We start from the raw sequence: 21950 nt of genomic DNA, 5'->3' as shown, positions 1-21950 counted from the left end.
AGGATCACGCCTCTCCGTGTTTATTTCTGATACGCAACAGGCCCACGACGTCTTCTGTTGCGTTTTGGAAACGGCTGCTTTCAATGGCGTCTGATGTGATTCGACACCAGCACACGTTCAGTGAGCCCGGATTTTCTCTCGGTGGGAACTCGTCCATTCATTCCTTATTTCGCGGGACCAAGGCTTCTCTCTTTCCGGGAGACAATTGCAGAACACGTCAATGATTTCTACATTTCCGTTGCTGATCCGAAACCTACCCAGGGAAAATCTGTGAGCGCTGCCTGAACCCCATGTCTTATGGGGTTTGCGGGGCAGGCTTTTGCAAGCAGTCATGTCGAGCGGCGTGATGGCTCTTCCACTGATCTGGCAGCCACTGGGGCAGTTGGCTGAAGGGTAGCGTTGGCAGGTTGGTCAGCAACTGCGTGAGATAGAGCTGCGGGTCGATGTCGAGGCGGCGGCAGGTGCTGGTTATGCTGGCCAGGATGGCGGCTGTTCTTCCACCCCGCGCGTTGCCCACGAAGAGCGAGTTCTTGCGGTTGAGCACAATGCGCTTCATCTCGCGCTCGGATACGTTGTTGTCGATGGGCACCGCACCATCAGTCGAGAAGGCGTTCAATTCGTTCCATTGCCCCAGAGCATAGTTGATGGCCTCGGCCATGGGATGCCTGGGCAGTAACTGGTTCTTCCACTGAAGAAGCCGATCATGCAACTCAGCCAGCAGCGGCGCTGACTGCTCACGACGCAGTTTCAGGCGCTCTGCGATGGAGGCATGCTTGCCCTGCCGCTCGACAGCATAGAGCGCACGCACTCGCTCGACCGCCTCCTTTGCGATCTCGGGAGCAGACTTCTCCGCATCGATGATCTTTCTTTTCATATGCGCCCAACATCCAGCGCGCGTGATCGCGTTGCCGACCACTACACCGTTGTAGCCAGCATAGCCATCCGCCAACAGAACCTGCCCGTAATCTTTCAGGAAGCGTTTTGGTCCATCGCGGCCGCGATCCATGGTGAAGTCGAAGACGTTGTACGGTTGAGTCTCGTCGCCAACATAAACCCACATGCGCGCATTCGCAACTTTACCCTTGCTCTGCATGGGCATGATGGTGTCATCGGTAGCCACCACATGCGAGGCGCGCACCCGATCCGCCATCAGACGATAGAGAGGCTCAACGAAGTCGGCCACATCCCCGCACCACACCGACTGCGTAGCCCGCGAGATCTCGAAGCCCTGCCGCGCGAAGATATCTTCAAGCCGGTACAACGGGAGATAATCACTAAATTTGCTGGTTACGATATAAGCCAACAAGCCGGGTCCGGCAAGGCCTTTGTCGATGGCCGTCTCCGGCTTCTTCGCCGCCTGGATGCCGGGGTTTTCGCCGTTCATCTCGCAGCTTGTGCAGGCATACTTCTTGCGCACATGCTGGATGCGTTCGAAGTGGCCTGGCAGATACTCCACCTGCCAGCTTTCATCGGCGCCGATCTCCTTGCGCGTCAGACCGCAGCAAGGGCAAGCCCGTTCCGCTTCGCTCAACTCGTAGACCTGCGTGCTCACAGGAAGGTTCTCGAAGTTGGCCAGATTGCGCCGGCCCTTGCGGCGCTTCACCCGACGCAACTCTTCGGCAGGCTCAGCCGCAGCAGCTGGATCTTCCGCGGGAACAGGCTTGCAGTCCAGTTCCTCGGCGAAGTTCAGCAACATCTGCGCAACGTCTTGATCGGACTGCAGCCAGTCAGCGCGAGGGCCGTAATACCACTTCTTGTAACGATCCAACTCCAGCTTCACGCGAAGCAGCTCAACCTGCAACTGCTCGGTCTGCTCGTCGACACGACGTTGATGTTCCTCAGCGCGACGTTGCTGCTCGTCGGCATGATGCTTCAGGTCTTGAGCACGCTGCTTTTCGTGATCGCGCTCCAACCGTAGTTGCTGCACAAGCGCTCGCAGCGATGCGCTGTCTTCTGGAACCTGCAACAAGTTGGAATCTATCTCCACCGCTCAAAGAGATAGACGTGATCAACATGCTGTAAGTCGCCTTATGCGACAACACTTTCTTGCTTGGTTCCGCAGATCTTCGGCGGTCGTTCATAGCGCGGTACACGCTTCAGCTTGGCCATGTCGATGCCATCTAACAACATCGCCAACTCGCTGGCACGCAGCTCAACCGAGCCAACACCAGGCGCAACACGAGGAAGCTTGAATACTCCGATCTCAAGGCGCTTGTACCACAGCACGTATCCGTCGCGGTCCCAAGTCAGGATCTTCAAGCGGTTGCCGCTGCGCGATCGGAACAAAAACAGGTGACCGCTGAGAGGGTCCGCGCCGATCACCGCCTGGACCCGCTGGGCCAGGCGATCGAAGCCGCATCGCATGTCGGTGGCTTCCGCTGCCAGCCAGATCCGTGGACCCGGCGCACCATCCAACGCCTGCAGACTCGGCAGACCGATCACGATGTCATCTCCAGAACCGCCAGCAAACGACGCAGGTGATTTGCGTCGAAGCCCGGCTCCACAATCACACTCCAAACACGGCGATGCCGGATCTCAAGCCCTGACATCGGCCCTGGCTGTGCCGATGCCGCCTCCGTGGACGCTACCTCCACCGCGATAAACGGCGCCGCAGCGGAGCAACGTAAACGTTTCTTCCACTCGTACAACTGCCACTCACGTAATCCGCGATCACGACAGAACGCAGCCACACTCGCGCCGCTGGCTACCTGCTCCGATACAAGACCACGCCACCGCGCCAGATCTTCTTCCTTGTGCTGTCCCATACCACAAGAATCATGCACCAATCTGCCATCCACAAGATGTGGTTCGCGTAGCGCTCACGGAAAATCTAGCCAAGTTTCAGCAGATCACCAATTACCTGAGTAAAGCAAGCTTTGCGGTTTTCTTAGTGTCTTCTGTTCGTCGTTTCGTTTTCGAAACAGCCGCGATGAGTCGGTAAAGATTCGGAAAATCGCTTTAGTCTCCGTCGCAGCGCACACATGCGCGCACAAGGAGACTCAGGATGTTCAAGCAGTCAGCTCGCAACCTCGCCCTCGCATTGACGCTCACAATCGCTGCCGCACCGGCCGGTAAGGCTCTGGCTCAGTCCACCAGCACCCCGCCTCCTTCTTCCACGCCGTCCGTCGTCACAGGTACAGATCCAGAGCCCGATTACATCGGCATCGTCCTTGCGATTCTCGGCCTGGCATAAAATACCCTAAAGTGCTTTCCAGCTAATCGCCGGCCGCCCAAGGAAGGAAACTCGCTTTGCCTCTTGCCTCCATACAAGACATGTTTTGGGTGGCCGGCTTAGTAGCACATCTGATCCTGTTCTTTGTTCTCTGGAAGCGGGCTCGGGCAAAAGACTTTCCGTATTTCACTGCGCTGATCGTCACCAACATCGTCAAAACGATCGTCCTTAACCGGGTTCGCTACCACGGGTCTGGCAACGCATATCGTGTCACCTATTTTGGGTTCGCCATTTTGGATCTTGCGCTACAACTCTGCGTCACCCATGAGTTGGCGTCGCATGTGTTCGCGCCGACAGGTAAATGGGCTCCGGATATCCGCAAAGGCTTCGCGGTCGTCGCCGCCTTCAGCGTATTGGTCGCGAGCCTCCTTGCCTGTCTACCCACTCCTCCAGAGAAAACGCTTCTCAAGTCGATCTTGGATCGCGGCAATGTATTTTCATCGGCTCTGCTGTGCGAACTGTTCGTGGGGATGATCGCGTTCTCGGTCACTGCGAGACTGCCATGGAAGACCCATGTCGCAAGAATCACACAGGGCCTTGGCTTCTACTCTCTCGTTGGGATACTGACAGAATCCGGACATAGCGTTCTAGGTAGTGGCACACCTCTTTCTCTCATGCTGACATTCGTACGAATGACAACCTACCTGATCTGCGCCACGTACTGGATTGTCACACTCTGGCGCGATCCTCCGGCTCCGAGAGAACTCCCTGACGAAATGCGCCAACAGCTATTTACTTTGCAAAGGCTTGTGGCATACGATCTTCGCAAGCTCCGCTCTCTCAAGAGATGATGACCTCTCGCAGTATCTACTTCTTTATTGTTGTCGCGGTTTTTCTCGTCGCAATGGCTGCGATTGGGGGCTATTACTTTCTGCGCGCGCGGCGCGCCAAAAAGTACCCGTACGGTAGATGGGAAGACCTGCTACGGCGACTGGCTTCCGTAGACAGCGACAGCATCGCTACGATTGCGCTGGATCTTGTCGATGAGTCAGGCGAGCGGAAGTCTCCCGAAGATCCTTCGGACCTCGATCCTTCGGATATTCCAAATCTTGTCGGCGGATTGAAAGGTCTCGAGGTATTAGAGCAGAATTGTGCAGTCTTGATTGATCTGGCATTCTACGTTCAACAATGGTACCCGGAAGCTCTTGCCGTCGCCGAGGATCTGAGGTCGAATGCGAGAGAGATCGAGTGGCACCTTGGGCGCCTCAGAGCGGCCGAGAAGAATGGCACACTCGAATCTGCCTTTGCAGAGTATGGTCAACGGGCGATAGCGACCTACTACTTGATGACGCGGCGAGTGCTTGCGCTTTATGACCAGTGCCGATTGCCCCAGCTTGCGGAGCTACAACGAGTTATCTAGCTGCGTCGCCCGATCCCGTCTACTCTTACGAGCTTCAGGCAGCGCGGCGCGTGAAGACTCCCACGATAGTGCCGATGACTTCCACTTCTTTCCTATATCTCCAGCGCATGTCCCTGGGCTCCGGCGACAGCGCGTGGGGGACCAATGTCAGCCATTCTGACTTTCTGTCGAGGTCGCAAAAGCCAAAGTGATACCCCTTTCGGGTAAAGAGAAAGTAGATGGGACGTTCAAATTCGTTCGTCCACTCTCTTCTGCCGACGATGGCACGCCTCTGGATATCTACAAGTACAATTGCCCCAGGGAGAATCATCGGCTCCATCGTCCTGTCTCTGCGTCCGATCACTCCGCGGCGGAAGTGAGAAGGCAGGACTACATCGTTTGATGGTAAGAGCGTAGTTTCTTCGGGCGGGGGTTCAGTGATCAGCTTGTCTGGAACCCAGAGCCTTGCGTGGTCTTCCAACGGGCCTGCGTGAAGCAGAAGCGTAGCATTGGAGCTGGGGATCGGCACGAGCTGAGCTGCCGTGTCTGTTGTCTTCGGGCAAAGTGAAAGCATCTGATCCGGCGTCAGATTATAGATATAGGACAGCACAATCAGTTTGGTTGCGGAAAGCCCTCCTTTTTCTCGTTCGACTCGATTGAGCCAGCTAGCGGATATGCGATACGCGGGATTGCCCCATTGCTGACCGAGAAGAAGGCTACGCTCTTCAACCTCACGGAGCGTCAACTCCAATCTCAACCGGGCGGCGCGAAGCTGTGTTCCAATTCCATCGCTTGAAACCAAGGTGGTGCCAGTACGGGTAAGGACAGCAGTAGAACCATTCGTGGCCATTCGAATTCCTCGCTACGGTTCGGAGCGCAACCCCGACAGCGTCCGCTGCGGGACTGATCTTTCAATAAAATCTGGATGGGGTTATTTTCGAATAAAGCTATCCTAACATTCCGACATTCGTTGGTTATTACGACAATGTTATGGTCCGCCGCACGACTGCAAGAGGAAAGCGGATGGACGAGAGCAGTCTGCGTCAATGTATCCGCCTTTTTGTGGGGCGTGTTCTCCTGGCCATGATGAGTTTCGCGCGTGCCTGTTCTTATAAGCCGAACGGCCGTGAAGACCATTGTCGGAAGCAGATTTCAGGCACGCCGTTGTGACTGTTCGTTCGTCTTCGCTGTTCTGGTGCAGACCTCGGTGGGAAGCTTGTGTTGTGTCTGGGGACGCAGCTGCATCCCACGGGTTATCTGTTGTTGATCAGGCGGGAGTGGCTATCGTGAGCGGCCTGTACGGGTCTCCACTGGATAGGACGGCCCAGGCGATCCGGGCCAACTTGTTGGCGGTAGCGGTAACGACGACGTTACGAGGCGCTCTCTGCTCCAGTCCGCTCAGCCAGCCTCCGAAGGGGGCACGTTCCCGCTTCATGCGCACGACAGCCGCACGCGCACCGTGGATGAGGAGCTTGCGAAGGTAGCAGTTACCGCGCTTGCTGATGCTCATAGTCGTGCCTTGCCGCCAGTCGAGTACTGTCGTGGAACAAGGCCCACGAAGGCCGCAAACTCCAGGATTTATTGATGACAGATCGCTTAAAAGAGGCGTTTAGCGCGATGAGCCTACATAGCATAGGAAAGGCATAGGTGTTTGAGGTCATCTGACTCTAATGAGGGTTACAAGTTGTGAGTTAGTCGGTGAAAGCGCGATCGTCCCTCGATGAACGGTGAGAGCCACAAGACAATTGCTCATAGATTGAGAGACCTCGTTTTGCAAGAAGTGCAATGCACGGTATCTACAGTCGATACGCTGAGAAGCTATGTAGAATTTGCAGGTAGCGACATACCCCAAAAGGGGCATTGCCGTGTTACTTAGTTTCCTTCCTACTGATTGCTATGTCGCTGCAGCCCAGTCCTCCCTCACAGTAGGACGCGCTCTCCGATACAACAATCCCGTCGTGAATGATACACCGTGATTCCCAGCCGTTTGCTTTTGTCCTAAGCGTCTCGGATTTAGAAGATAGTAGTGTGGTACAGATCACTCCCTGATCACCAGGTTGCGACGCGCCTCAACTGACGAGGTCAAATTTACAGTGGAAGCAACCCGCGCCAAAGCCGAAGTCAGACCCTCAGATATGTCTTTTCGGTTCGGAGTGATCACGGATGCCCAAACGCAGTGCGGGTCTTTTAATCTTTAGCAAATTGAATGGTCAATTGGAGGTCTTTCTAGTAGCATGACCGCATATATAAGTAACAAACATAGACACTTGGCAGGAGAAGTATCTGGCCTTATGACTAAGGCATGGGCAGAGGGCTGGGTATTGAACTTTCACGGCGAGATCGCCAGCAATTGGATAAGTTATTGAGCGGGGGCTTGCAACCGGTACGCACGGTGCTGCGTGGTCTGGCACTGCGGCAGATGGATGATGGGTGGTCCACAGCTGCGGTGGGCGCCAACCTTGGTCTGTCGGCCAAGGCGGTGTGGCAGATCGGCAAACGGTATCTTGAGGGCGGGCTGGAGCGGGCGTTGTTCGACGCCTCGCGTCCTGGAAAAGCTCAGGCGTTGGATTAGGAGCAGCGGCAACGCATCATCGCCGTGGCGTGCTCGCCGCCGCCGGAAGGGCGAGCCCGCTGGACCGTGCGGCTGCTGACCGAAGAAGCGATCCGGCGGCAGGCTGGTTCCTCGAGTTGGGCGGGAGACGATTCGGGTGTTGCTGGAAAGCCACGACCTGAAGCCGTGGCGGGAAAAAAATGTGGTGCGTGGCGAAGCTGGATGAGCAGTACATCGAACGCATGGAAGATGTGCTGGAGGTTTATGAAAATCCGCTCTCGGCGAGTGCGCCGGTGGTTTGCATCGACGAGAAGCCGGTGGTACTGCATGAGGACATCCGCGCCCTGATCCCGATGCGGCCTGGACAGGTTGCGCGGCGCGACTACGAATACAAGCGTTGTGGAACCGCCAACGTGTTTTGCGGCGTCGAGCCCAAGGCTGGACGGCACTTCACCAAGGTGACGCCGACGCGCTGCTCAGCCGAGTTCGCCGATTACCTGCTGGAGATCGCCGCCCGTTATCCCGAAGCTGACACCATCCACCTGGTGATGGACAACCTTTCCACGCATACCCGAAAGGCGCTGGTGGAACGGTTCGGGGTGAAAGCTGGGGCTTGGTTGTGGAACCGATTCACGGTCCACTACACCCCGAAACGCGGCAGCTGGCTGAATCAGGCGGAGATGGAGGTCAGCCTGTTCAGCCGCCAGTGCCTGGGCAAACGCCGAATCGGAAACATCGCCGCGTTGCGCAAACAGGCTCGCGCCTGGGAGCGCCGCGTCAACCGTGACCGGATCACCATCCAGTGGAAGTTCACACGCCGTCAGGCACGTCGCACGCTTCACTACACAATTACGCGGTCAAAGCACTAGTTCATCCGGGAGGACCTCTCCGGGCCAAGAAAGACAAAGGCGCGTGGACGATTCCCAAAGGTGAATATGATCCGCTTGTCGCGGCGCGACGCGAGTTCGAAGAGGAGACAGGCTTTCAGGCAACCGGGCAATTCGTCGATCTAGGCTCGATCAAACAGAAGAGCGGTAAGGTCGTAAACGCATGGGCGTTCCAGGGTGACTGCGACCCAGCCAAATTGACGAGTAACACATGCGAGATCGAATGGCCGCCGCGTTCCGGGCGTCGCCTCGAAATCTCTGAAGTTGATCGCGGCCGCTGGTTCTCGATGAGCGCGGCAAGTGAATATATTCGCGAGGAACAACGTGAGCTCCTGCGACGGCTATCCTAGGCTGGCTAGAGGTAAGCGATCCTTCCGTGGAAGAGAACCGTCCTGCCGCGAACTAAATCGATAGCTCCGCATTCGCCGTGGCGTCTCCGCTCTCAAAAAGTGGGGACTCCGCATCAAGTTGAAAGTTGCTGAGCCCGATCCGACTAAACGGAAGAGCTGCTTTGGTCCGAGCTCGACTCGTTCTCGTAAAGCGATCGCAATCTTAGTCAGTTCGTCACACGATGATGGCGGGACGGAAGGAGTGACACTTCGTGTGAGCGAATTTGAATTCTTTCGTTTTGAGCTTGAGTACGACTGTCTTCGCTCCACGAGCCGAATCTGCTGCTCGGTTTCCGCGAGGGGTATATCGACGTGGAAGGTATCTTCGGCAGAGATTGACTTGCTCACGCGGTTCGCGACAACACGATTGTAATCGATGCCGCGGGCGAGCTGGTAGAGGCGAGTGCCGTAGCTGCCGAAGTGATTTTCGAGATCAGACAACTCCAGGCGGTATAGATCACCAACTGTAGCAATACCGACTGCTCTCATGCGGCTCTCCGTGACCTGACCGACCCCAGGAATGCGACCCACCGGAAGGGGAAGAAGAAGATCCTGTACTTCTTGGGGCCGAATGACGAAGAGTCCGTCCGGCTTGCGCCAGTCGGATGCAATCTTTGCAAGGAATTTGTTTGGGGCGACACCCGCCGAAGCGGTCAGTTGCAGTTCCTCGCGGATTTGCTCGCGGATCGTTTTCGCGACGCGGGTTGCCGTGGCTAAGTTCGTCTTGTTTTCCGCACATCCAAATAGGCTTCATCGAGCGAAAGTGGTTCGATGAGATCAGTATGGCGTTGGAAGATCTCGCGCGCCGCGGTGGATGCGGCCTTGCTCCGCGTGAAATCGGGAGGCACGAAGATGGCTTCAGGGCACAAGCGTTCTGCGCGAACTGCTGGCATCGCCGAGCGGACACCGAACTTTCTCGCCTCATAAGAAGCGGCGCATACAACAGACCTGTTGCCTTTCCATGCGACAACAACAGGCCTGCCGCGCAGGTGCGGATCGTCGCGCTGTTCGACAGAAGCATAGAACGCGTCCATGTCTACGTGAACGATTTTCGCGGTGTTGCCGTTCCGCTCATAAGCTATCCAAATTGAGGCATTGAGTGTTCGCCTTGTATTCGCCTATGATAGGGAGCGTGTTGAGTGACGAGCAATGTATTTGTGATCTTCCGAACGGCATCAGTCTGAGAACCGGGCTGAGCCTCCGCAATCGTTATCTGCCGTTGGTCGCTTCATTGGCTCGGAACTTCCCAGCCTTGGTTGGTCAACTGTAGTCCCGCAATCTCATTCGACTTCGATATTCCGCTTACTGTCGTTCGAATGTCTCCGAACTCGCGCTGTACATCGGGTCGTTCCGCCCAAGGCGCGAGGTTTGCGATCTTATAGGTGTAGGTAACCTCGCTCTGCGAACCCACTCCCATCGTCACAGGCTCCGTCCATTTCACAATTGAATCGACCGTCTTACCTCCATAGCAGAAGCCAGCGCTCTGGCTGAGAACGCCGGGAACCTGCTTAAGATATTTGTTGCCACCCTCGGTCGGTTCATATCGCTTCACGCGCCGAGGCGCACCCGGGCCGAAGATGCCAGGAGTAGCAGCGACAGTGTCTGAAGAATGAACCAGACCGGCCGCCTCCAAAACTGCCATCTGGGCGCCGGTACCCGACTGGAGCCTCTGCTCAGGTTCGGAAGCATCGACTGGAAATGGACGGCCTAGCCAGGTACAGGCTTTCCCATGTTTTTCAAGATGCTGGTTGATCGCTTTTCTGAAATTGCCGTCGCTGGGTTTCTTGACGTCGTCGCAGGCGGTGAGGAATACAGCGCCTGCAAGGGAGATGAGAAAGAATCTGCGCATAGATATTCTCCGAAGCAGTTTGTAGATCGGGAAAAAATTCTGTCCTACAGGGGCGTCGGCTCTAGTTGATTTCGATCTTGAGAGCCAAAAGCCGAGAGAAGAGATCATCGACTAAATCCTTGAGGTCGCCGTACCTCTGATCGCGTCGCATGAACAGGAGGGTCTCGATGCTAAGGTAGCGATCAGTCAGCGGCTTGAAGACGGTTCCCGCATGAGTGATGTGGGCGGCAGAACGGGGCAGCAGAGCAATGCCGAAGCCATGGGCAGCGAATTCGAGAGCGTGAGCTTCACTCTTGACCTCTCGGAAGAGGGGTTGCACTCCCAGATTACCGATGTACTTCATTACCCGCCCATAGTAGCGAGGCTGCAATGATCGAGGCATCCAGAAGACCATCTCACGATCAAGATCGTGCGCAGTCACGCCGACCTTTTGAGCTAGTCGATGGTTCCTCGGCAAGCAAACGGAGAATCCTTCCCGGCCAACCCGCTGTACCCACAGATCCCGGTCCGAAATTGGACCAACGCCCAACGCGGCGTGAAGTTTCCCTCGCAGGACGCGCTCCACCAACTCCAACGTGTTCGCGGTCTCAAGCACGATCCCGGAAGGCTCATCACCAGGAGGATGACGCACTGGACTCAATCCGTTTAGGAGCGGCAAGAATGCACTGTGGGTGTAGGGTGAATAGCCTATGCGGTAAGGGCCAATCTCAATCTGTGCCTGAAATCGGGCAAGATCCCAGGCGCGTTCGGCATGCATGATGGAGATGGAGGACTCCTGAACAAAGAGTCTTCCCGCTGTGGTCAGTTGTACATTCCGTGTCGATCTGTCGAAGAGCTTTACTCCGATGCTCCTCTCAAGAGACGAAACCCTTCTTGTTAGCGAAGGTGGTGTAATACCCAACTTCCTTGAAGCTCGGATGAAGTTACCTTCCTGTGCAATGACAACGATCAGAATGTTCACTTCCAATGGATTCTTGCTCTGCATGGGAACCTGCCTTTACTGAATTGATCTGGGGAGGTCTGAACGGCGCTTTCAGCGTCCCGTTGTCTGATGGGATTTCCTCCTCAATGGAGAATGGCCGATCAGGTCGAATTGGAATTTTCGTCAGGGGACATGTAGCCGAAGCTGGGATCTTTGGGAAACCCCAACCTGGTCAGGACACGATTCACTATGCCGACGACCTCCACCTCTTGCCTGTATCGCCATTTCCGGTGGGACCCGATACTCATCGCCGAAGGCACCAGCGTGAGCCATTCCCGTTCAATGTCTAGTTCACACCAGCCGCAATGGTAGCCATCGTGAGAGCGCAGAAAGTAGATGGAGCGTTCAAAGATAGAGCGGAAGACTTTGCCCGATTCGACTTTATGGATCGACGAATCGATCTCCACGATTGCTCCCGGTTGCACGAATGGAACCAGCGTGTTGTCGCTCGCACCGAGGATGCCGTATACATGCTCTGCATTGCGCGAGCGTTTTCGACTGGGGGAGTAACCGCTTCTATCAGCTATCGAGAGGGGTGGCAGGAGTGTCGTCAGGGGAAAGTAGGCGAACCAGCTTTCGGGTGGCAACAGTGGATCTCCGAAACTAGTCAGCCCCTTGAGAACCGCCGCAGGTATATCGGGAAAATGGGAATGAAGTAGGTGCGTGGCCTCGTCTTCGGGAATCGCCTCGTCGGTGAGTTCTTCGTGCGACACTCCGTAAACCTCTTTGAGCGACTCCAGTTTCTTATGGGCGATCGAGTGAGCTTCCCGTTCGATCCTGCCGAGCCAACTGGCCGAAATGCTACGTGACTTGTCGCTGTACCTATCCGAAATCGTCGCGGTAAGCTTTTCCACCTGCCGGAGTGAAAGCTTGCGCTGTTTGCGGATGATCAATAACCTACGTCCAATCTCACTCATTGGCTTAGCCTCTGCCTGACACTCGACCGCGAGAAGCTGGGAAGCGCTCCTTTATTAAGGAGCAAGCACTCTATTTCCGCCCCCGTTCAGTTCGAATACGGGGTGTAGCGGCGGCCTGTGGTGTCGTGAATGGTTGTCGATCAAAGGAGTATGCCGACACCCCGACTCCGCGCTGCCCTGATCGGTAGCAATCCCGGATCCACTCGTAAACTATTGAAAAATAAGGAAAGAAAGCCTGCTCCGCGCTACGAGTTCTTGAGGTTCCACAAGATATTGTGGTTCTGCAGGCGTCTGCGTTGGCATTTTGGCGCTTGCATGCCCGTCTCGGCCGATCCGTCGCTGCGACCTCACCGATCAGAAGGTGCCGAACTGGTCGCTAGAGTCTATTCGGTGAGGTAACGGGGAATATCGAGTGCTCCGTGAAGGATACGGATGATTCGTAGCGGGCTGGAGGCTGGATCGTACACGATGAAATAGTTTGGGAAACGCGGCACGGTCCAGAAACATACAGGCCGAGCCGTCAGGTCGCGGCGGACGTGCCCAGCTTGCGGGGCGGAGGCCAGAAAGCCACACGCGGCGTAGATCTGCGCTTCCACTCTGTCTGCGGCTTCAATATTGTCCTGGGCGATATAGGACCATACGGGCGAACAAGTCATGCTCGGCTTGAGGGGTGAGGAGATACGAACTCATGCCGGGCGTTGTTGCTCACTCCAGGCGCGCTTTCTATCCTGCATGTGAGCCTGTACTTCCTTGTCGCTCGCCAACTCGCCTCGGACTGCGGCGTTCCAGCCCTCTTCGATCTTTCCCGCAATTTCATCGCAGATGGGAGGCAAGCCACGTCTCCTGCTCGTGCAGCAGGCTCACCGCCCGCTCTATGAATTCATCGACGGTCTGGTAGGGACCGCGCTGAATGTCTTGCCGGATCTGTTCTTCCAACTCGGGGCGAAGATGGATATCCATGGGAGTAGTTTACTTGAGGTGAACAATAGCCCATGGCTGTGAGCGCCAAGGAAATCTCATCAGAACCTCGACGAGGGGTCAGGCAGAGAGAGCCTTTAGGATACGGAGTGCCTGCTGGAGCTGCTTCGTGTCTCGATCTTCCAGGACGCTGACGATCTTTTCGTGGAGAATCTGAGGATTTACTTCCTCTGATTCAAATTCGAGTAAGGTTCCAGGTGATACCCCAAGCACTTTGGCCAGTTCAACGATGATGTCTAAGGCTGGCCATTTCTCGCCTCTTTCAAGTTCCCCGAGATAACCTGATGAAATCTTTGCGGCCTCAGCAACTGACGCCCGCGACCGTTTTCCCCGGATTGAGCGCAGCCGCCTGCCGAATAAACTTAGATTATCCATCAACTTACAAGGCTAAAGACTTATGTTGGTAGGGGAAAATAGGCCTACAGCCTATATTTACCTTGAAAATATCGGCTAATAGCCTTAGAGTGCTAGTGAAGTGGCTATCTGTCATCCGAAGGGAGCACGAATAGAGGTGAGTTCGCCGTATCTTGTATAAGCGCCCAAGCATCCATCTCCAGTCCCTTTGCTACACGAAAGACTGTAACAAGGCTTGGACCTTGAATCCCTCGTTCCAAATCGCTGATGAATGTTCTATCTAGGCCAGTAGCCTTCTCAAGCTTCATCTGCGAGATTTTCAGCTTATTTCGTGCTTTTCGCATGGCCTGACCAAACGCTTTTTCAACTCCCATTTGAGGTTGAATTTGTTTTCGACGTTTAGTCATCTCGAGTTTTATCGTCTACTTCTGTCGGTAATAGGCCAACGGGTAGTTACCGACAAAACGAGAGGCCAGGCGCGATTGAATTGCCCACGGAGTGCTTTCTGCCTACGCATTACAGCTTTCAAGCGGCCAGCGGGATCTGATCAGGAACCCATTCCTTCGGGGGCAGGAACCGCATGAGTTCCGAAGCTGCAGCGTATTTCCCGGACGCTCTATCTAGCACATCGGACGTTCGCGGAACTGCGCATGGTGCTTCAGAGAATGCCTCAGAGAATGCCTCGGATTTTCCACGCAACATCCAGCCCCATGTTAAGACGTCGGAGCGCTCCGCCAACATCGTCAGCCAGATCGCCGAAATCTCGGACGAGACGTTGCTGGAACAAGTTTGTCAAGGGGCGCAAGAACCTCTCGGAATTCTCTTTCGACGCCACGCACGTACCGTTCGCAACGTTGCCCACCGCATTCTGAGAAACGAAGCAGAAGCCGATGATCTGGTGCAGGACGTCTTCATCTTCATCTTCCGTAAGGCTGCACTCTTCAGTGCGGCGCACTGTACAGCTCGCTCATGGATCGTTCAGGTCACCTATCATCGCGCATTCGACCGTCGTCGCCGTCTCATCACAAGGCACTTTTACGACAGCCGCGAGTTGGACGATGCAGCATTGAACATGGCAGATCGGCGATATGAGATTCTCTTTACTGAATGGTCTTTGGAAGGCATGTGGGGCAGGGAATCGGCCGCGAGACTGAGGGAACTTCTTTCGCCTTCCCAACTCTCAACCATTGAGTTGCATTTCTTCGAGGGGTATACCTTGGAAGAGATTGCCGACCGCCTGGGGCAAACGCTGGGCAATGTCCGCCATCATTACCATCGCGGTCTCGAAAAGTTGCGCAAGCCGGCGTTCGCAAGGAAACTGCGATCAAAGTGAACAGGACAGTGGATAACGACTCCAATCAAGGCGTCCGAGCATTCGTATCAGCTCACTCCGATGAATACTTCATCGAACTCTGTGCGCTTTCGACCACCGATGCCTTGAAGATGGAAGAGTGGAGGCAGCTGGAACTGCACCTTTCGATCTGCGCCAGTTGCAGGGAGATTAAAGCTCAGTATGATGCCGTGATCGCTACGACCATTCCCGCGATGGCCGCGAACCAAGTACCAGCGGGTGACGACCACCCTTCCGATTCCTGGTCGATTGAGCAGGCCCAAGCGTCCCTGATGGCGCGGATTGAGCGTGAGGATATCTTCCCTGAAAAGGATTCTCAATCTCCGATGCGGACGTCCAAAGGACAAGGGCTGTCGTGGCCCTATCTCGGAGCAGCGGTCTTCATGGTCGCTTCTTTCTGTCTAGGCTATCGAATAGGAATCCTTAGAGGTCACAGTTCTACAGTGGTTACCGTATCGTCGCCGCTTCCTATAGATAAGGCGCAACCTGATCTCAATCACGTCAATACTGCCTACGCTCCTACGCCGCGGAAGAACGAACAGCGCGCAGAGAACACGGCAGACCTACGCCGACAACTTCAGGAGAGAGCCCAGGAAATTGCGCAACTGAAGGGGCTGTTACCTAGGCTAAAGGACGAACTTGCAGACCGTACTTCAGCCCTGGATCGCAACTCTCAGGATCGTGCCGCGTTGGAACGGCAGCTATTACTCGCACAAACGAACGCGCAAAGCCTGGAGGACAGGCTCAAGGTCGCTGCGAGTCAAAACTCCCAGGGCGATGCACAAGCAGTTGCGTTGCAAGCAAGAGTGAATGAACTCACCGATTCGATGCGAGATAAGGACCGACAGATCTCTAAGCATCAGGAGATGCTCGAGCATGACCGCGACATCCGCAATCTCGTTGGAGCACGTGATCTATATATCGCCGAGATCTATGATGTGGCCAAGACTGGCGAGACACAGAAACCCTTTGGAAGGGTGTTCTATACGAAAGGGAAGTCGTTGGTCTTCTATGCCTATGACCTTGATCAACAGCCGGGAGTCAAGCTCGCGAGCACGTTCCAAGCCTGGGGACGAAAAGGAATCGACCAACAACACGATATCAATCTTGGGATCTTCTATCAGGATGACCAGAATAAAAAGAGGTGGATTCTGAAGTCGAACGATCCAACGACCCTTGCGCAAATTGATGCAGTGTTCGTGACCGTCGAGCCCGATAGAGAAAGCTCCAAACCAAGTGGCAAACCGCTACTCTTCACCTATCTCCGGCTGACGCCCAATCATCCGTGACACTCATTGGCAGCTAGTTTCCACTCCGCACCGACAGGCGCAAACAATCTGGTAAGAGAACAGAGCGGCTTCCGTAGACGGAACGACACATCTTCATTCCAGTCTGCTGGAGGACCTTCCTTTGAAATACCTATGCTTCTGTCTGCTGTTGCTGATCCTCTGCGTCACCATATTCGCCACGGCCCAATCCACTGATGCAACCATCAGCGGTGTTGTCGTCGACACTTCTGGCGGAGTCATTCCCGATGCGGACATTCTGATCTTGAATGAAGCAACAGGAGTGCAGTTCGCTAATAGGACGAATGGCGCAGGAATCTACACCGTCTCAGTCCTTCCCCCGGGCCAATATCGCGTACAGGTTTCAAAGGGCGGCTTCAAGACCTTAATCAAGCCGGGCATCATTCTGAATGTTCAGAGCGCAGTGGCACTGAACTTCACTCTGCCTGTAGGAGTCGCATCTGAAAGTATCACTGTTGAAGCTGGCTCCTCCACGATCAATACGAACGATGCATCCGTTAGCACCGTCATAGATCGAAAATTTGTAGAGAATATGCCTCTCAATGGGCGGAGTTTCCAAGATCTAATCTCGATGACGCCCGGCGTTGTGACACAAAGCCCGCAAGCTACAGGCCTGGCTGCAGGCTACAGCGGGGACTTCAGTGTCAACGGACAGCGAACCGAATCGAACTACTACACGGTAGACGGCGTCTCGGGCAATGTAAGTTCGGGCACGCCTCGCGGTTACTCTCAAATCTCCAATACAGGCTCCATTGCATCTTCGTCTGCCCTTGGTACAACTCAGAGCCTAGTATCCGTAGACGCGCTGCAGGAGTTTCGCGTCTCAAGCTCTACCTACTCGGCAGAATACGGTAGAACGCCGGGCGGTCAGTTTTCATTCGGCACGCGCTCTGGAACTAACACACCGCATGGCACAGCGTTCGACTATCTGAGGAACGACTATTTTGACGCCAACGATTGGTTCAACGATCACAACGGTATTCGACAGCCGGCCTTGCGTCAGAACGATTTTGGCGGCACATTCGGTTCTCCCATTGTTATCCCCAGCCTATATAACGGGCACAGTAAGAGCTTTCTCTTCGCTTCCTATGAGGGATTACGACTCGTTCAGCCAACCGCGGCTGCCACGATGTACGTTCCCTCGCTGGCGGTCAGATCGTCGGCAGTCAGTTCCATGCAGGGTGTCCTAAATGCTTATCCCGCGCCCACCGGTCCGGAAATCACTGATTCCTCGGGAAACCTGACAGGGCTATCTCCCTTCGTCAAGGCCTATTCTTTGCCTGGCCAGATCGATTCAACCAGTGTCCGGGTAGATCACACGCTTTCACCAAAGCTCGTTGTCTTCTTTCGCTACGGATACACTCCAAGCTCCATATCGACCAGAAACCTGTCGCAACTCAACGCCAGTTCGATCAACACGTCAACCTATACATTTGGCGCAACGAGCCCATTTTCAGGGTGGTTGACGAATGAGTTGCGTCTAGGCTTCTCCGATAGCACTTCCCGTATCACGTCAATTCTCGATTCGTTCGGTGGCGCTGTCCCCACCGATCTCTACGCTGCATTCGGCGTTCCAGGCGGTGTTCCGACCCGGCGTGCCGAGTCCTATATTTATGTCTCGACTGTTGGCACTGCGTACATTACCGCAAACAATACTTCCAATGGGCTCAATCAATGGAATCTGACCGACTCGGTCACAATGCAGCATGCGAACCATCAATGGAAGCTCGGGATCGACTACCGGCACATCGTGTCAGCGCTCAATCCGCCTGCATATGATTTGGACCCAGACTTCTATACCCGCCAGAGCTTGCTGACCGGAGTCGCGTCGGATGTATACACGCAGCGGAATATTAGTTCCAAGCCTGTCTTCAAGGAATTCTCACTGTATGCCCAGGATACCTGGAGAGCCGCCAGGTCCCTCACGATTGACTATGGGTTTCGTTGGGAGGTCAACCCTGCTCCAACGGAAGCCAACGGAAACGATGCTTACACTCTCCTGGGAGACATAAATACACCTTCGACACTGGCTCTTGCTCCACACGGGACGTCGCTGTGGAAGACCAGCTGGTACAACTTCGCTCCCCGTCTGGGTGCCGCGTGGACGGCTCACAGCCAGCCAGGGTGGGAGACGGTGTTGCGCAGTGGCGGGGGTGTCTTCTTCGATACGGGCAACCAGATCGCGACCTCTGGTTTTAGTGGTATCGGCTTCAACGCGACGGCGGACCCTACAAATGTGAGTCTCCCGTTGTCGGCCTCTCAGGTAAACCTCCCGACCACACCCACAGCTCCATATACAAGTTTTCCTATTTACGCATTTCCTCAGCATCAGCAGCTTCCTTATACGCTCCAGTGGAACCTGAGTTTGGAGCAGGCGCTGGGACACGCTCAAAGCTTCGCCCTCTCCTATATCGGATCGGATGCCCATCGACTGTTACAGGAACAACGCCGCACGGTAACCCCCTTCAACAGCAACTTCGGGACGATCTACTTCTTTCCGAACGGCGTCACGGCGAATTACAACGCGCTCCAGTTCAAGTTCCAACGAGCCGTCGCCAAAGGCGTGCAGGCGCTAGCTTCGTACACATGGTCCCACTCCCTCGACTATGGTTCAACGAATGCCGCATATCCCTTTACCTATGGCAACTCTGACTATGACATTCGGAACAATCTTCAGGCTGGTGTTTCGTGGGATCTGCCCAGCACAAAATCCAACAGCGTAGTCGACTTTATGACCAGAGATTGGGGCCTGGACGGACGGTTCAGCGTGCGTGGCGGGTACCCGATCACCTTCACAGGAAATCTACTGCGCGACCCTGTAACGGGAAACCAGTATTACAGCGGTGTCAACTACGACTCGTCAAAGTCTGTTTACATCTTTAGCAGCCGATACCCCGGAGGGCGGGCGGTGAATAAAGCTGCGTTCACGCTGCCTACTGGAACGAGCGCTGGTAATGCGCCCCGTAACTTCGCGCGCGGCTTTGGAGCGCAACAAGTCAACTTCGCTGCTCGCAGGAGCTTTCCCTTAACCGACAAGGCGTCGCTTCAGTTCCGTGCAGAGGCCTTCAACGTTTTCAATCACCCGAACTTTGGCTTTGTTCAGTCGGTGTATTCCAATGCGCTCTTTGGACAAGCGACAAAGATGCTGAACCAGAGTCTTGGAACCATGAGTTCCCTCTATCAGCAAGGGGGTGCACGTTCGATGCAGTTCGCAGTCAAGCTCATCTTCTAATTAGCGCATCCTCAACGAAACCGAAGGAGAACTTCCCCGAAAGTGAGGAGAACTGTGTTCCGACGAATTACGGTAGCGATCATCACCATAAACGCGATTGCTGGCTGTCTCTTTTCCCAGACACGTCGTGCTGTCACCATCCAGGACTGTGTGACGGTTCAATATCTATTACGAGATTCGCTGCGGCCCAGTCTGCAGATGAATCCACAAGGCGACCGTGTCGCATACCTCGTAAAGTCGCCAAATTTACGAACAAATCATAATGACATTGAGCTCTATGTCGGAAGCCTGGGTGCTACTGGGACTCCACAAGTTAAGCTTGTGCTGACCAACGAAGACGCTGCCTCATTGCAATGGGAAGGAGACGGCCGTCACGTTGTATTGCTGATGACGGTAAACGGCCACAGATCTCTTGAAGAGATAGATACCTCCAGTGGTGTGACTCACTCACTGCTGAACGTGGATGAAGATGTGGTGGAATACAGCATCACACCTGACGGCAGGACCATTGCTTTTGCAACTGAGAATGCAACTAACAACCCGAACATCCCGGATCTGCCACGCACGCCGGACGAGTCCGAGCGGGGCTACCGGATCCAGTTTGCTTCGTCGAGCCGGTCGCCGTTTTCAACCAGACGCGTATACATCGCCCGCAGGCTCAGCTCGAACCGATGGACATCCCCCAAACAGATCGCGATACGCTCGCCGCTCACCAGCTTGAACACGACCGATATTCCCTATGCAGGAGAATTGGGTCTCAGTCTCTCGCCGAGTGGGACGAGGTTGCTCTTTCGTTACATAGACAGCAGCACCGAGCGCCCACCTTCGTGGCAGAAGAGTGAATTTGTGCAAAAGGGCCTCGTAGAGACAGGTTTCTCTGGAACCCCACTACTTGCTTTGTATGATGACGCGAGCGGGATGACCTCGATCCCTCTCCAGAGTCCATTTCCCAATGGTCTAGCCGTATGGTCGCCCGATAGCAATGCGTTCATTATTAAGGCTCAGTCTCCGGTGAACAGCAAATGGGAAGCAGACGACATCAAGCTGAAGCGTCTGCTTGCGAGTAAAGGGGAGCATCTGTTCTGGGTCCATATCCCGTCCCATACCGTAAGTCGGATCACACCCTTCGATGCACAACTCGAGGAGCTCGCTTCCTGGAAAGACAATACCGTTGTGGTCCGCACAGCCCCTGATCAACTCAGCGTCATCGCTCAAAACAGCGAGAAGTTTGACGTTGTGCGCCAAGTGGCAATACCCATAGTCGATCTCTCCCCCTACTCTCAAATTTCGGGCGACGGGAATGTCGTCGTTGTGGAAGATCAAAATCTAGTGACACCTCCGCGGCTGTTGTTGTTCAGACCAAATAGTGGGCAGCTGGAGAATTTTGCGGATCTCAATCCACAGTTCCAGTCATTGATGTTGACGCCAACCAGGCAGGTGCAATGGACTTTGCCGGATGGATATCCTGCACAGGGGATACTGTTTACACCTCCCGACTACGATCCGGGGACACGCTATCCGTTAGTGATCTCCGCTACGGTCTATGGTGGTGGATTTGCATGCGATAGCGGTGATCTCCATCTTGCAGCCTTCGTACCTGTGCCCTTAGCTGAGGCGGGAATACTCTATTTGATGCGGACATACCCAGTCGACTGGACCCTCATGCGGCAGCAAGAGCACTATCCGCAGGGATACCCTGGCGGTATTTCAGAGGCTGTCTTCCAAACGGAGCTGTGGGATAGCGCAGTAAACTCACTTTCGGAGCAGGGCGTTATTGATCGTAGTCGAGTTGGGATAATCGGTTTCAGCAGGACTGGATGGTATACAGAATTTGCCCTCGTCCATGGCAAAACGCCCTATAAGGCCGCTACTGCCGTAGACAACGTCAAATATGGCCTTGCCGAGTATTGGTTGTCCCCCAAGCGCGAGGGAACGATTCGCGGCTTTGATGCCATGTACGGCGGTCCTCCCTATGGATCAACGCGTTCCGCCTGGGAACAATATTCCATCTCGTTCAACCTTGAGAAGATTCACACCCCTCTCCTTATGGAGCAGATGGGATATGGAAGGCAGTACGACCGGAGCACGATCATTCCGGTCCCCTTGGAGTCGTCTATGGAGTTATTCGCAGGCCTGAAGCGTCTCAATAAACCTGTAGACTTCTTTTACTATCCAAACGAAGATCATCAGCCGGACCATCCGCTCGCGAGACTGTCGTCCCTGCAGCGTAATCTTGATTGGTTCCGGTTTTGGCTGCAGGGCTTTGAGGACGACAATCCGGAGAAGCGAACTGAGTACAAGTTATGGCGCGAGATGAAAGATCGAACATCACCATGACTACAGGGTATCTGAGTGAAGGAAGTGAGCCACAACGCGTGACTTTGTCATGCGTTGTGGCTAAGGTTTGCAGTTACTCATCCGCCTCATAGGCGGCACCATTGGACGGACGATTGTCCGTGGTGTCGCTGTCTTGGACGGTGGAGATTTTGCCTTGCGCCATTCCGAGAATGGCTTCTGAGGCGCTACGGGTGTTGAGCAGTTGTGGTTTGATGTATCGCATGATCGTTACCTCACCTTCGAAT

General features: G+C 54.8%; 24 protein-coding genes and 1 pseudogene. 10 read left to right on the top strand and 15 right to left on the bottom strand.

Features of this window, described 5'->3' with window-relative positions; genetic code table 11:
* Nucleotides 1-295: 295 nt before the first annotated feature.
* The 3 genes from tnpC to tnpA are packed head-to-tail and all read right to left on the bottom strand — an operon-like array spanning nucleotide 296 to nucleotide 2765.
* Nucleotides 296-1969: an IS66 family transposase gene (gene tnpC / locus Q363_RS15095; protein WP_035351624.1), complete on the bottom strand. Its 1674-nt coding sequence runs from the start codon at nucleotides 1967-1969 to the stop codon at nucleotides 296-298.
* Between the two features lie 59 nt (nucleotides 1970-2028).
* Entirely contained in the window at nucleotides 2029-2442 is a 414-nt protein-coding gene (tnpB, locus tag Q363_RS15090; RefSeq protein WP_245632237.1) for an IS66 family insertion sequence element accessory protein TnpB, read from the bottom strand.
* Nucleotides 2439-2765, bottom strand: coding sequence for an IS66 family insertion sequence element accessory protein TnpA (gene tnpA, locus Q363_RS15085; protein WP_035351621.1), 327 nt, complete (start codon nucleotides 2763-2765; stop codon nucleotides 2439-2441). Before tnpA ends, tnpB begins: the two co-directional genes overlap by 4 nt.
* 239 nt (nucleotides 2766-3004) lie before the next feature.
* Here tnpA and Q363_RS15080 point away from each other — a divergent pair, with 239 nt between their 5' ends.
* From Q363_RS15080 to Q363_RS15070, 3 genes are read left to right on the top strand one after another with little or no spacing between them, the layout of a single operon-like run.
* Nucleotides 3005-3193: a hypothetical protein gene (locus tag Q363_RS15080; RefSeq protein WP_035351620.1), complete on the top strand. Its 189-nt coding sequence runs from the start codon at nucleotides 3005-3007 to the stop codon at nucleotides 3191-3193.
* Nucleotides 3194-3249: 56 nt separating this feature from the next.
* On the top strand, nucleotides 3250-4023 hold the full coding sequence (locus Q363_RS15075; RefSeq protein ID WP_245632236.1) for a hypothetical protein: 774 nt from the start codon (nucleotides 3250-3252) through the stop codon (nucleotides 4021-4023).
* On the top strand, nucleotides 4020-4592 hold the full coding sequence (locus tag Q363_RS15070; protein WP_157466919.1) for a hypothetical protein: 573 nt from the start codon (nucleotides 4020-4022) through the stop codon (nucleotides 4590-4592). Before Q363_RS15075 ends, Q363_RS15070 begins: the two co-directional genes overlap by 4 nt.
* A 34-nt stretch (nucleotides 4593-4626) precedes the next feature.
* On the opposite strand, the gene Q363_RS15065 is transcribed toward Q363_RS15070, so the two are convergent.
* The gene (locus Q363_RS15065; RefSeq protein ID WP_051978798.1) at nucleotides 4627-5421 is read right to left on the bottom strand and encodes a helix-turn-helix domain-containing protein; all 795 of its coding nucleotides are present in this window, start codon (nucleotides 5419-5421) and stop codon (nucleotides 4627-4629) included.
* Nucleotides 5422-5838: 417 nt separating this feature from the next.
* Nucleotides 5839-6143: pseudogene (locus Q363_RS15060) on the bottom strand (transposase); the annotation flags it as partial.
* Nucleotides 6144-6945: 802 nt separating this feature from the next.
* Between Q363_RS15060 and Q363_RS42785 the strand changes: the two are divergent.
* The 3 genes from Q363_RS42785 to Q363_RS38170 all read left to right on the top strand — a co-directional run bounded on the left by Q363_RS42785 (nucleotide 6946) and on the right by Q363_RS38170 (nucleotide 8359).
* Nucleotides 6946-7143, top strand: coding sequence for a helix-turn-helix domain-containing protein (locus Q363_RS42785; RefSeq protein ID WP_211256192.1), 198 nt, complete (start codon nucleotides 6946-6948; stop codon nucleotides 7141-7143).
* A gap of 188 nt (nucleotides 7144-7331) precedes the next feature.
* Nucleotides 7332-7991 (top strand): IS630 family transposase, encoded by a 660-nt coding sequence (locus Q363_RS15050; protein ID WP_169746996.1) that lies wholly within the window; start codon nucleotides 7332-7334, stop codon nucleotides 7989-7991.
* The gene (locus Q363_RS38170; protein WP_084080379.1) at nucleotides 7925-8359 is read left to right on the top strand and encodes an NUDIX hydrolase; all 435 of its coding nucleotides are present in this window, start codon (nucleotides 7925-7927) and stop codon (nucleotides 8357-8359) included. Before Q363_RS15050 ends, Q363_RS38170 begins: the two co-directional genes overlap by 67 nt.
* On the opposite strand, the gene Q363_RS44090 is transcribed toward Q363_RS38170, so the two are convergent.
* The 9 genes from Q363_RS44090 to Q363_RS15010 all read right to left on the bottom strand — a co-directional run bounded on the left by Q363_RS44090 (nucleotide 8351) and on the right by Q363_RS15010 (nucleotide 13885).
* Nucleotides 8351-9061 carry a DNA polymerase thumb domain-containing protein gene (locus Q363_RS44090; protein ID WP_342667416.1) on the bottom strand — a complete coding sequence of 237 codons (711 nt, stop codon included), beginning with the start codon at nucleotides 9059-9061 and terminating at the stop codon, nucleotides 8351-8353. The two genes, Q363_RS38170 and Q363_RS44090, sit on opposite strands and share 9 nt — an antisense overlap.
* A gap of 50 nt (nucleotides 9062-9111) precedes the next feature.
* Nucleotides 9112-9432: a Y-family DNA polymerase gene (locus Q363_RS44085; RefSeq protein ID WP_281175998.1), complete on the bottom strand. Its 321-nt coding sequence runs from the start codon at nucleotides 9430-9432 to the stop codon at nucleotides 9112-9114.
* 194 nt (nucleotides 9433-9626) lie between these two features.
* On the bottom strand, nucleotides 9627-10247 hold the full coding sequence (locus Q363_RS15040; protein ID WP_035351608.1) for a hypothetical protein: 621 nt from the start codon (nucleotides 10245-10247) through the stop codon (nucleotides 9627-9629).
* A 61-nt stretch (nucleotides 10248-10308) separates the two neighbouring features.
* Nucleotides 10309-11232, bottom strand: coding sequence for a LysR family transcriptional regulator (locus Q363_RS15035; protein ID WP_035351606.1), 924 nt, complete (start codon nucleotides 11230-11232; stop codon nucleotides 10309-10311).
* A 98-nt stretch (nucleotides 11233-11330) separates the two neighbouring features.
* Nucleotides 11331-12146, bottom strand: coding sequence for a helix-turn-helix domain-containing protein (locus Q363_RS15030; RefSeq protein ID WP_157466917.1), 816 nt, complete (start codon nucleotides 12144-12146; stop codon nucleotides 11331-11333).
* 383 nt (nucleotides 12147-12529) lie between these two features.
* Nucleotides 12530-12802 carry a type II toxin-antitoxin system RelE/ParE family toxin gene (locus tag Q363_RS15025; RefSeq protein ID WP_051978797.1) on the bottom strand — a complete coding sequence of 91 codons (273 nt, stop codon included), beginning with the start codon at nucleotides 12800-12802 and terminating at the stop codon, nucleotides 12530-12532.
* 157 nt (nucleotides 12803-12959) lie between these two features.
* Nucleotides 12960-13106 (bottom strand): hypothetical protein, encoded by a 147-nt coding sequence (locus tag Q363_RS40530; RefSeq protein WP_157466915.1) that lies wholly within the window; start codon nucleotides 13104-13106, stop codon nucleotides 12960-12962.
* Nucleotides 13107-13184: 78 nt separating this feature from the next.
* A complete protein-coding gene (locus Q363_RS15015; protein ID WP_035351598.1) occupies nucleotides 13185-13499 on the bottom strand; it encodes a helix-turn-helix domain-containing protein in 315 nt (104 codons plus the stop codon).
* Between the two features lie 104 nt (nucleotides 13500-13603).
* Entirely contained in the window at nucleotides 13604-13885 is a 282-nt protein-coding gene (locus Q363_RS15010; RefSeq protein ID WP_084080378.1) for a helix-turn-helix domain-containing protein, read from the bottom strand.
* Between the two features lie 173 nt (nucleotides 13886-14058).
* On the opposite strand from Q363_RS15010, the gene Q363_RS15005 reads away from it, so the two are divergent.
* The 4 genes from Q363_RS15005 to Q363_RS14990 all read left to right on the top strand — a co-directional run bounded on the left by Q363_RS15005 (nucleotide 14059) and on the right by Q363_RS14990 (nucleotide 21705).
* Nucleotides 14059-14811, top strand: a complete 753-nt coding sequence (locus Q363_RS15005; RefSeq protein ID WP_035351592.1) for an RNA polymerase sigma factor — start codon at nucleotides 14059-14061, stop codon at nucleotides 14809-14811.
* On the top strand, nucleotides 14808-16118 hold the full coding sequence (locus tag Q363_RS15000) for a hypothetical protein (RefSeq protein WP_035351589.1): 1311 nt from the start codon (nucleotides 14808-14810) through the stop codon (nucleotides 16116-16118). The genes Q363_RS15005 and Q363_RS15000 overlap by 4 nt, the downstream gene beginning before the upstream one ends.
* 121 nt (nucleotides 16119-16239) lie before the next feature.
* The gene (locus Q363_RS14995) at nucleotides 16240-19368 is read left to right on the top strand and encodes a TonB-dependent receptor (RefSeq protein WP_035351586.1); all 3129 of its coding nucleotides are present in this window, start codon (nucleotides 16240-16242) and stop codon (nucleotides 19366-19368) included.
* Between the two features lie 54 nt (nucleotides 19369-19422).
* Nucleotides 19423-21705 carry a prolyl oligopeptidase family serine peptidase gene (locus tag Q363_RS14990; RefSeq protein ID WP_035351583.1) on the top strand — a complete coding sequence of 761 codons (2283 nt, stop codon included), beginning with the start codon at nucleotides 19423-19425 and terminating at the stop codon, nucleotides 21703-21705.
* A 73-nt stretch (nucleotides 21706-21778) separates the two neighbouring features.
* On the opposite strand, the gene Q363_RS40525 is transcribed toward Q363_RS14990, so the two are convergent.
* Complete coding sequence (locus tag Q363_RS40525) at nucleotides 21779-21928, bottom strand: hypothetical protein (protein WP_157466913.1); 150 nt, start codon at nucleotides 21926-21928, stop codon at nucleotides 21779-21781.
* Nucleotides 21929-21950 lie beyond the last annotated feature (22 nt).

This window comes from Edaphobacter aggregans DSM 19364, from assembly GCF_000745965.1.
Lineage (GTDB): Bacteria > Acidobacteriota > Terriglobia > Terriglobales > Acidobacteriaceae > Edaphobacter > Edaphobacter aggregans.
The sequence above is the reverse complement of the archived record's forward strand: the minus strand, read 5'-3'. Positions and strand labels throughout refer to the sequence as shown.

Excerpts from the sequence above, each read along its gene's own strand:
- tnpA (WP_035351621.1), bottom strand. The coding sequence starts at position 2,765 with ATGGGACAGCACAAGGAAGAAGATCTGGCGCGGTGGCGTGGTCTTGTA.
- Q363_RS15080 (WP_035351620.1), top strand. The coding sequence starts at position 3,005 with ATGTTCAAGCAGTCAGCTCGCAACCTCGCCCTCGCATTGACGCTCACA.
- Q363_RS15070 (WP_157466919.1), top strand. The coding sequence starts at position 4,020 with ATGATGACCTCTCGCAGTATCTACTTCTTTATTGTTGTCGCGGTTTTT.
- Q363_RS15065 (WP_051978798.1), bottom strand. The coding sequence starts at position 5,421 with ATGGCCACGAATGGTTCTACTGCTGTCCTTACCCGTACTGGCACCACC.
- Q363_RS44085 (WP_281175998.1), bottom strand. The coding sequence starts at position 9,432 with ATGGACGCGTTCTATGCTTCTGTCGAACAGCGCGACGATCCGCACCTG.
- Q363_RS15040 (WP_035351608.1), bottom strand. The coding sequence starts at position 10,247 with ATGCGCAGATTCTTTCTCATCTCCCTTGCAGGCGCTGTATTCCTCACC.
- Q363_RS15035 (WP_035351606.1), bottom strand. The coding sequence starts at position 11,232 with ATGCAGAGCAAGAATCCATTGGAAGTGAACATTCTGATCGTTGTCATT.
- Q363_RS15030 (WP_157466917.1), bottom strand. The coding sequence starts at position 12,146 with ATGAGTGAGATTGGACGTAGGTTATTGATCATCCGCAAACAGCGCAAG.
- Q363_RS15025 (WP_051978797.1), bottom strand. The coding sequence starts at position 12,802 with ATGACTTGTTCGCCCGTATGGTCCTATATCGCCCAGGACAATATTGAA.
- Q363_RS40530 (WP_157466915.1), bottom strand. The coding sequence starts at position 13,106 with ATGGATATCCATCTTCGCCCCGAGTTGGAAGAACAGATCCGGCAAGAC.
- Q363_RS15015 (WP_035351598.1), bottom strand. The coding sequence starts at position 13,499 with ATGGATAATCTAAGTTTATTCGGCAGGCGGCTGCGCTCAATCCGGGGA.
- Q363_RS15010 (WP_084080378.1), bottom strand. The coding sequence starts at position 13,885 with ATGACTAAACGTCGAAAACAAATTCAACCTCAAATGGGAGTTGAAAAA.
- Q363_RS15005 (WP_035351592.1), top strand. The coding sequence starts at position 14,059 with ATGAGTTCCGAAGCTGCAGCGTATTTCCCGGACGCTCTATCTAGCACA.
- Q363_RS40525 (WP_157466913.1), bottom strand. The coding sequence starts at position 21,928 with ATGCGATACATCAAACCACAACTGCTCAACACCCGTAGCGCCTCAGAA.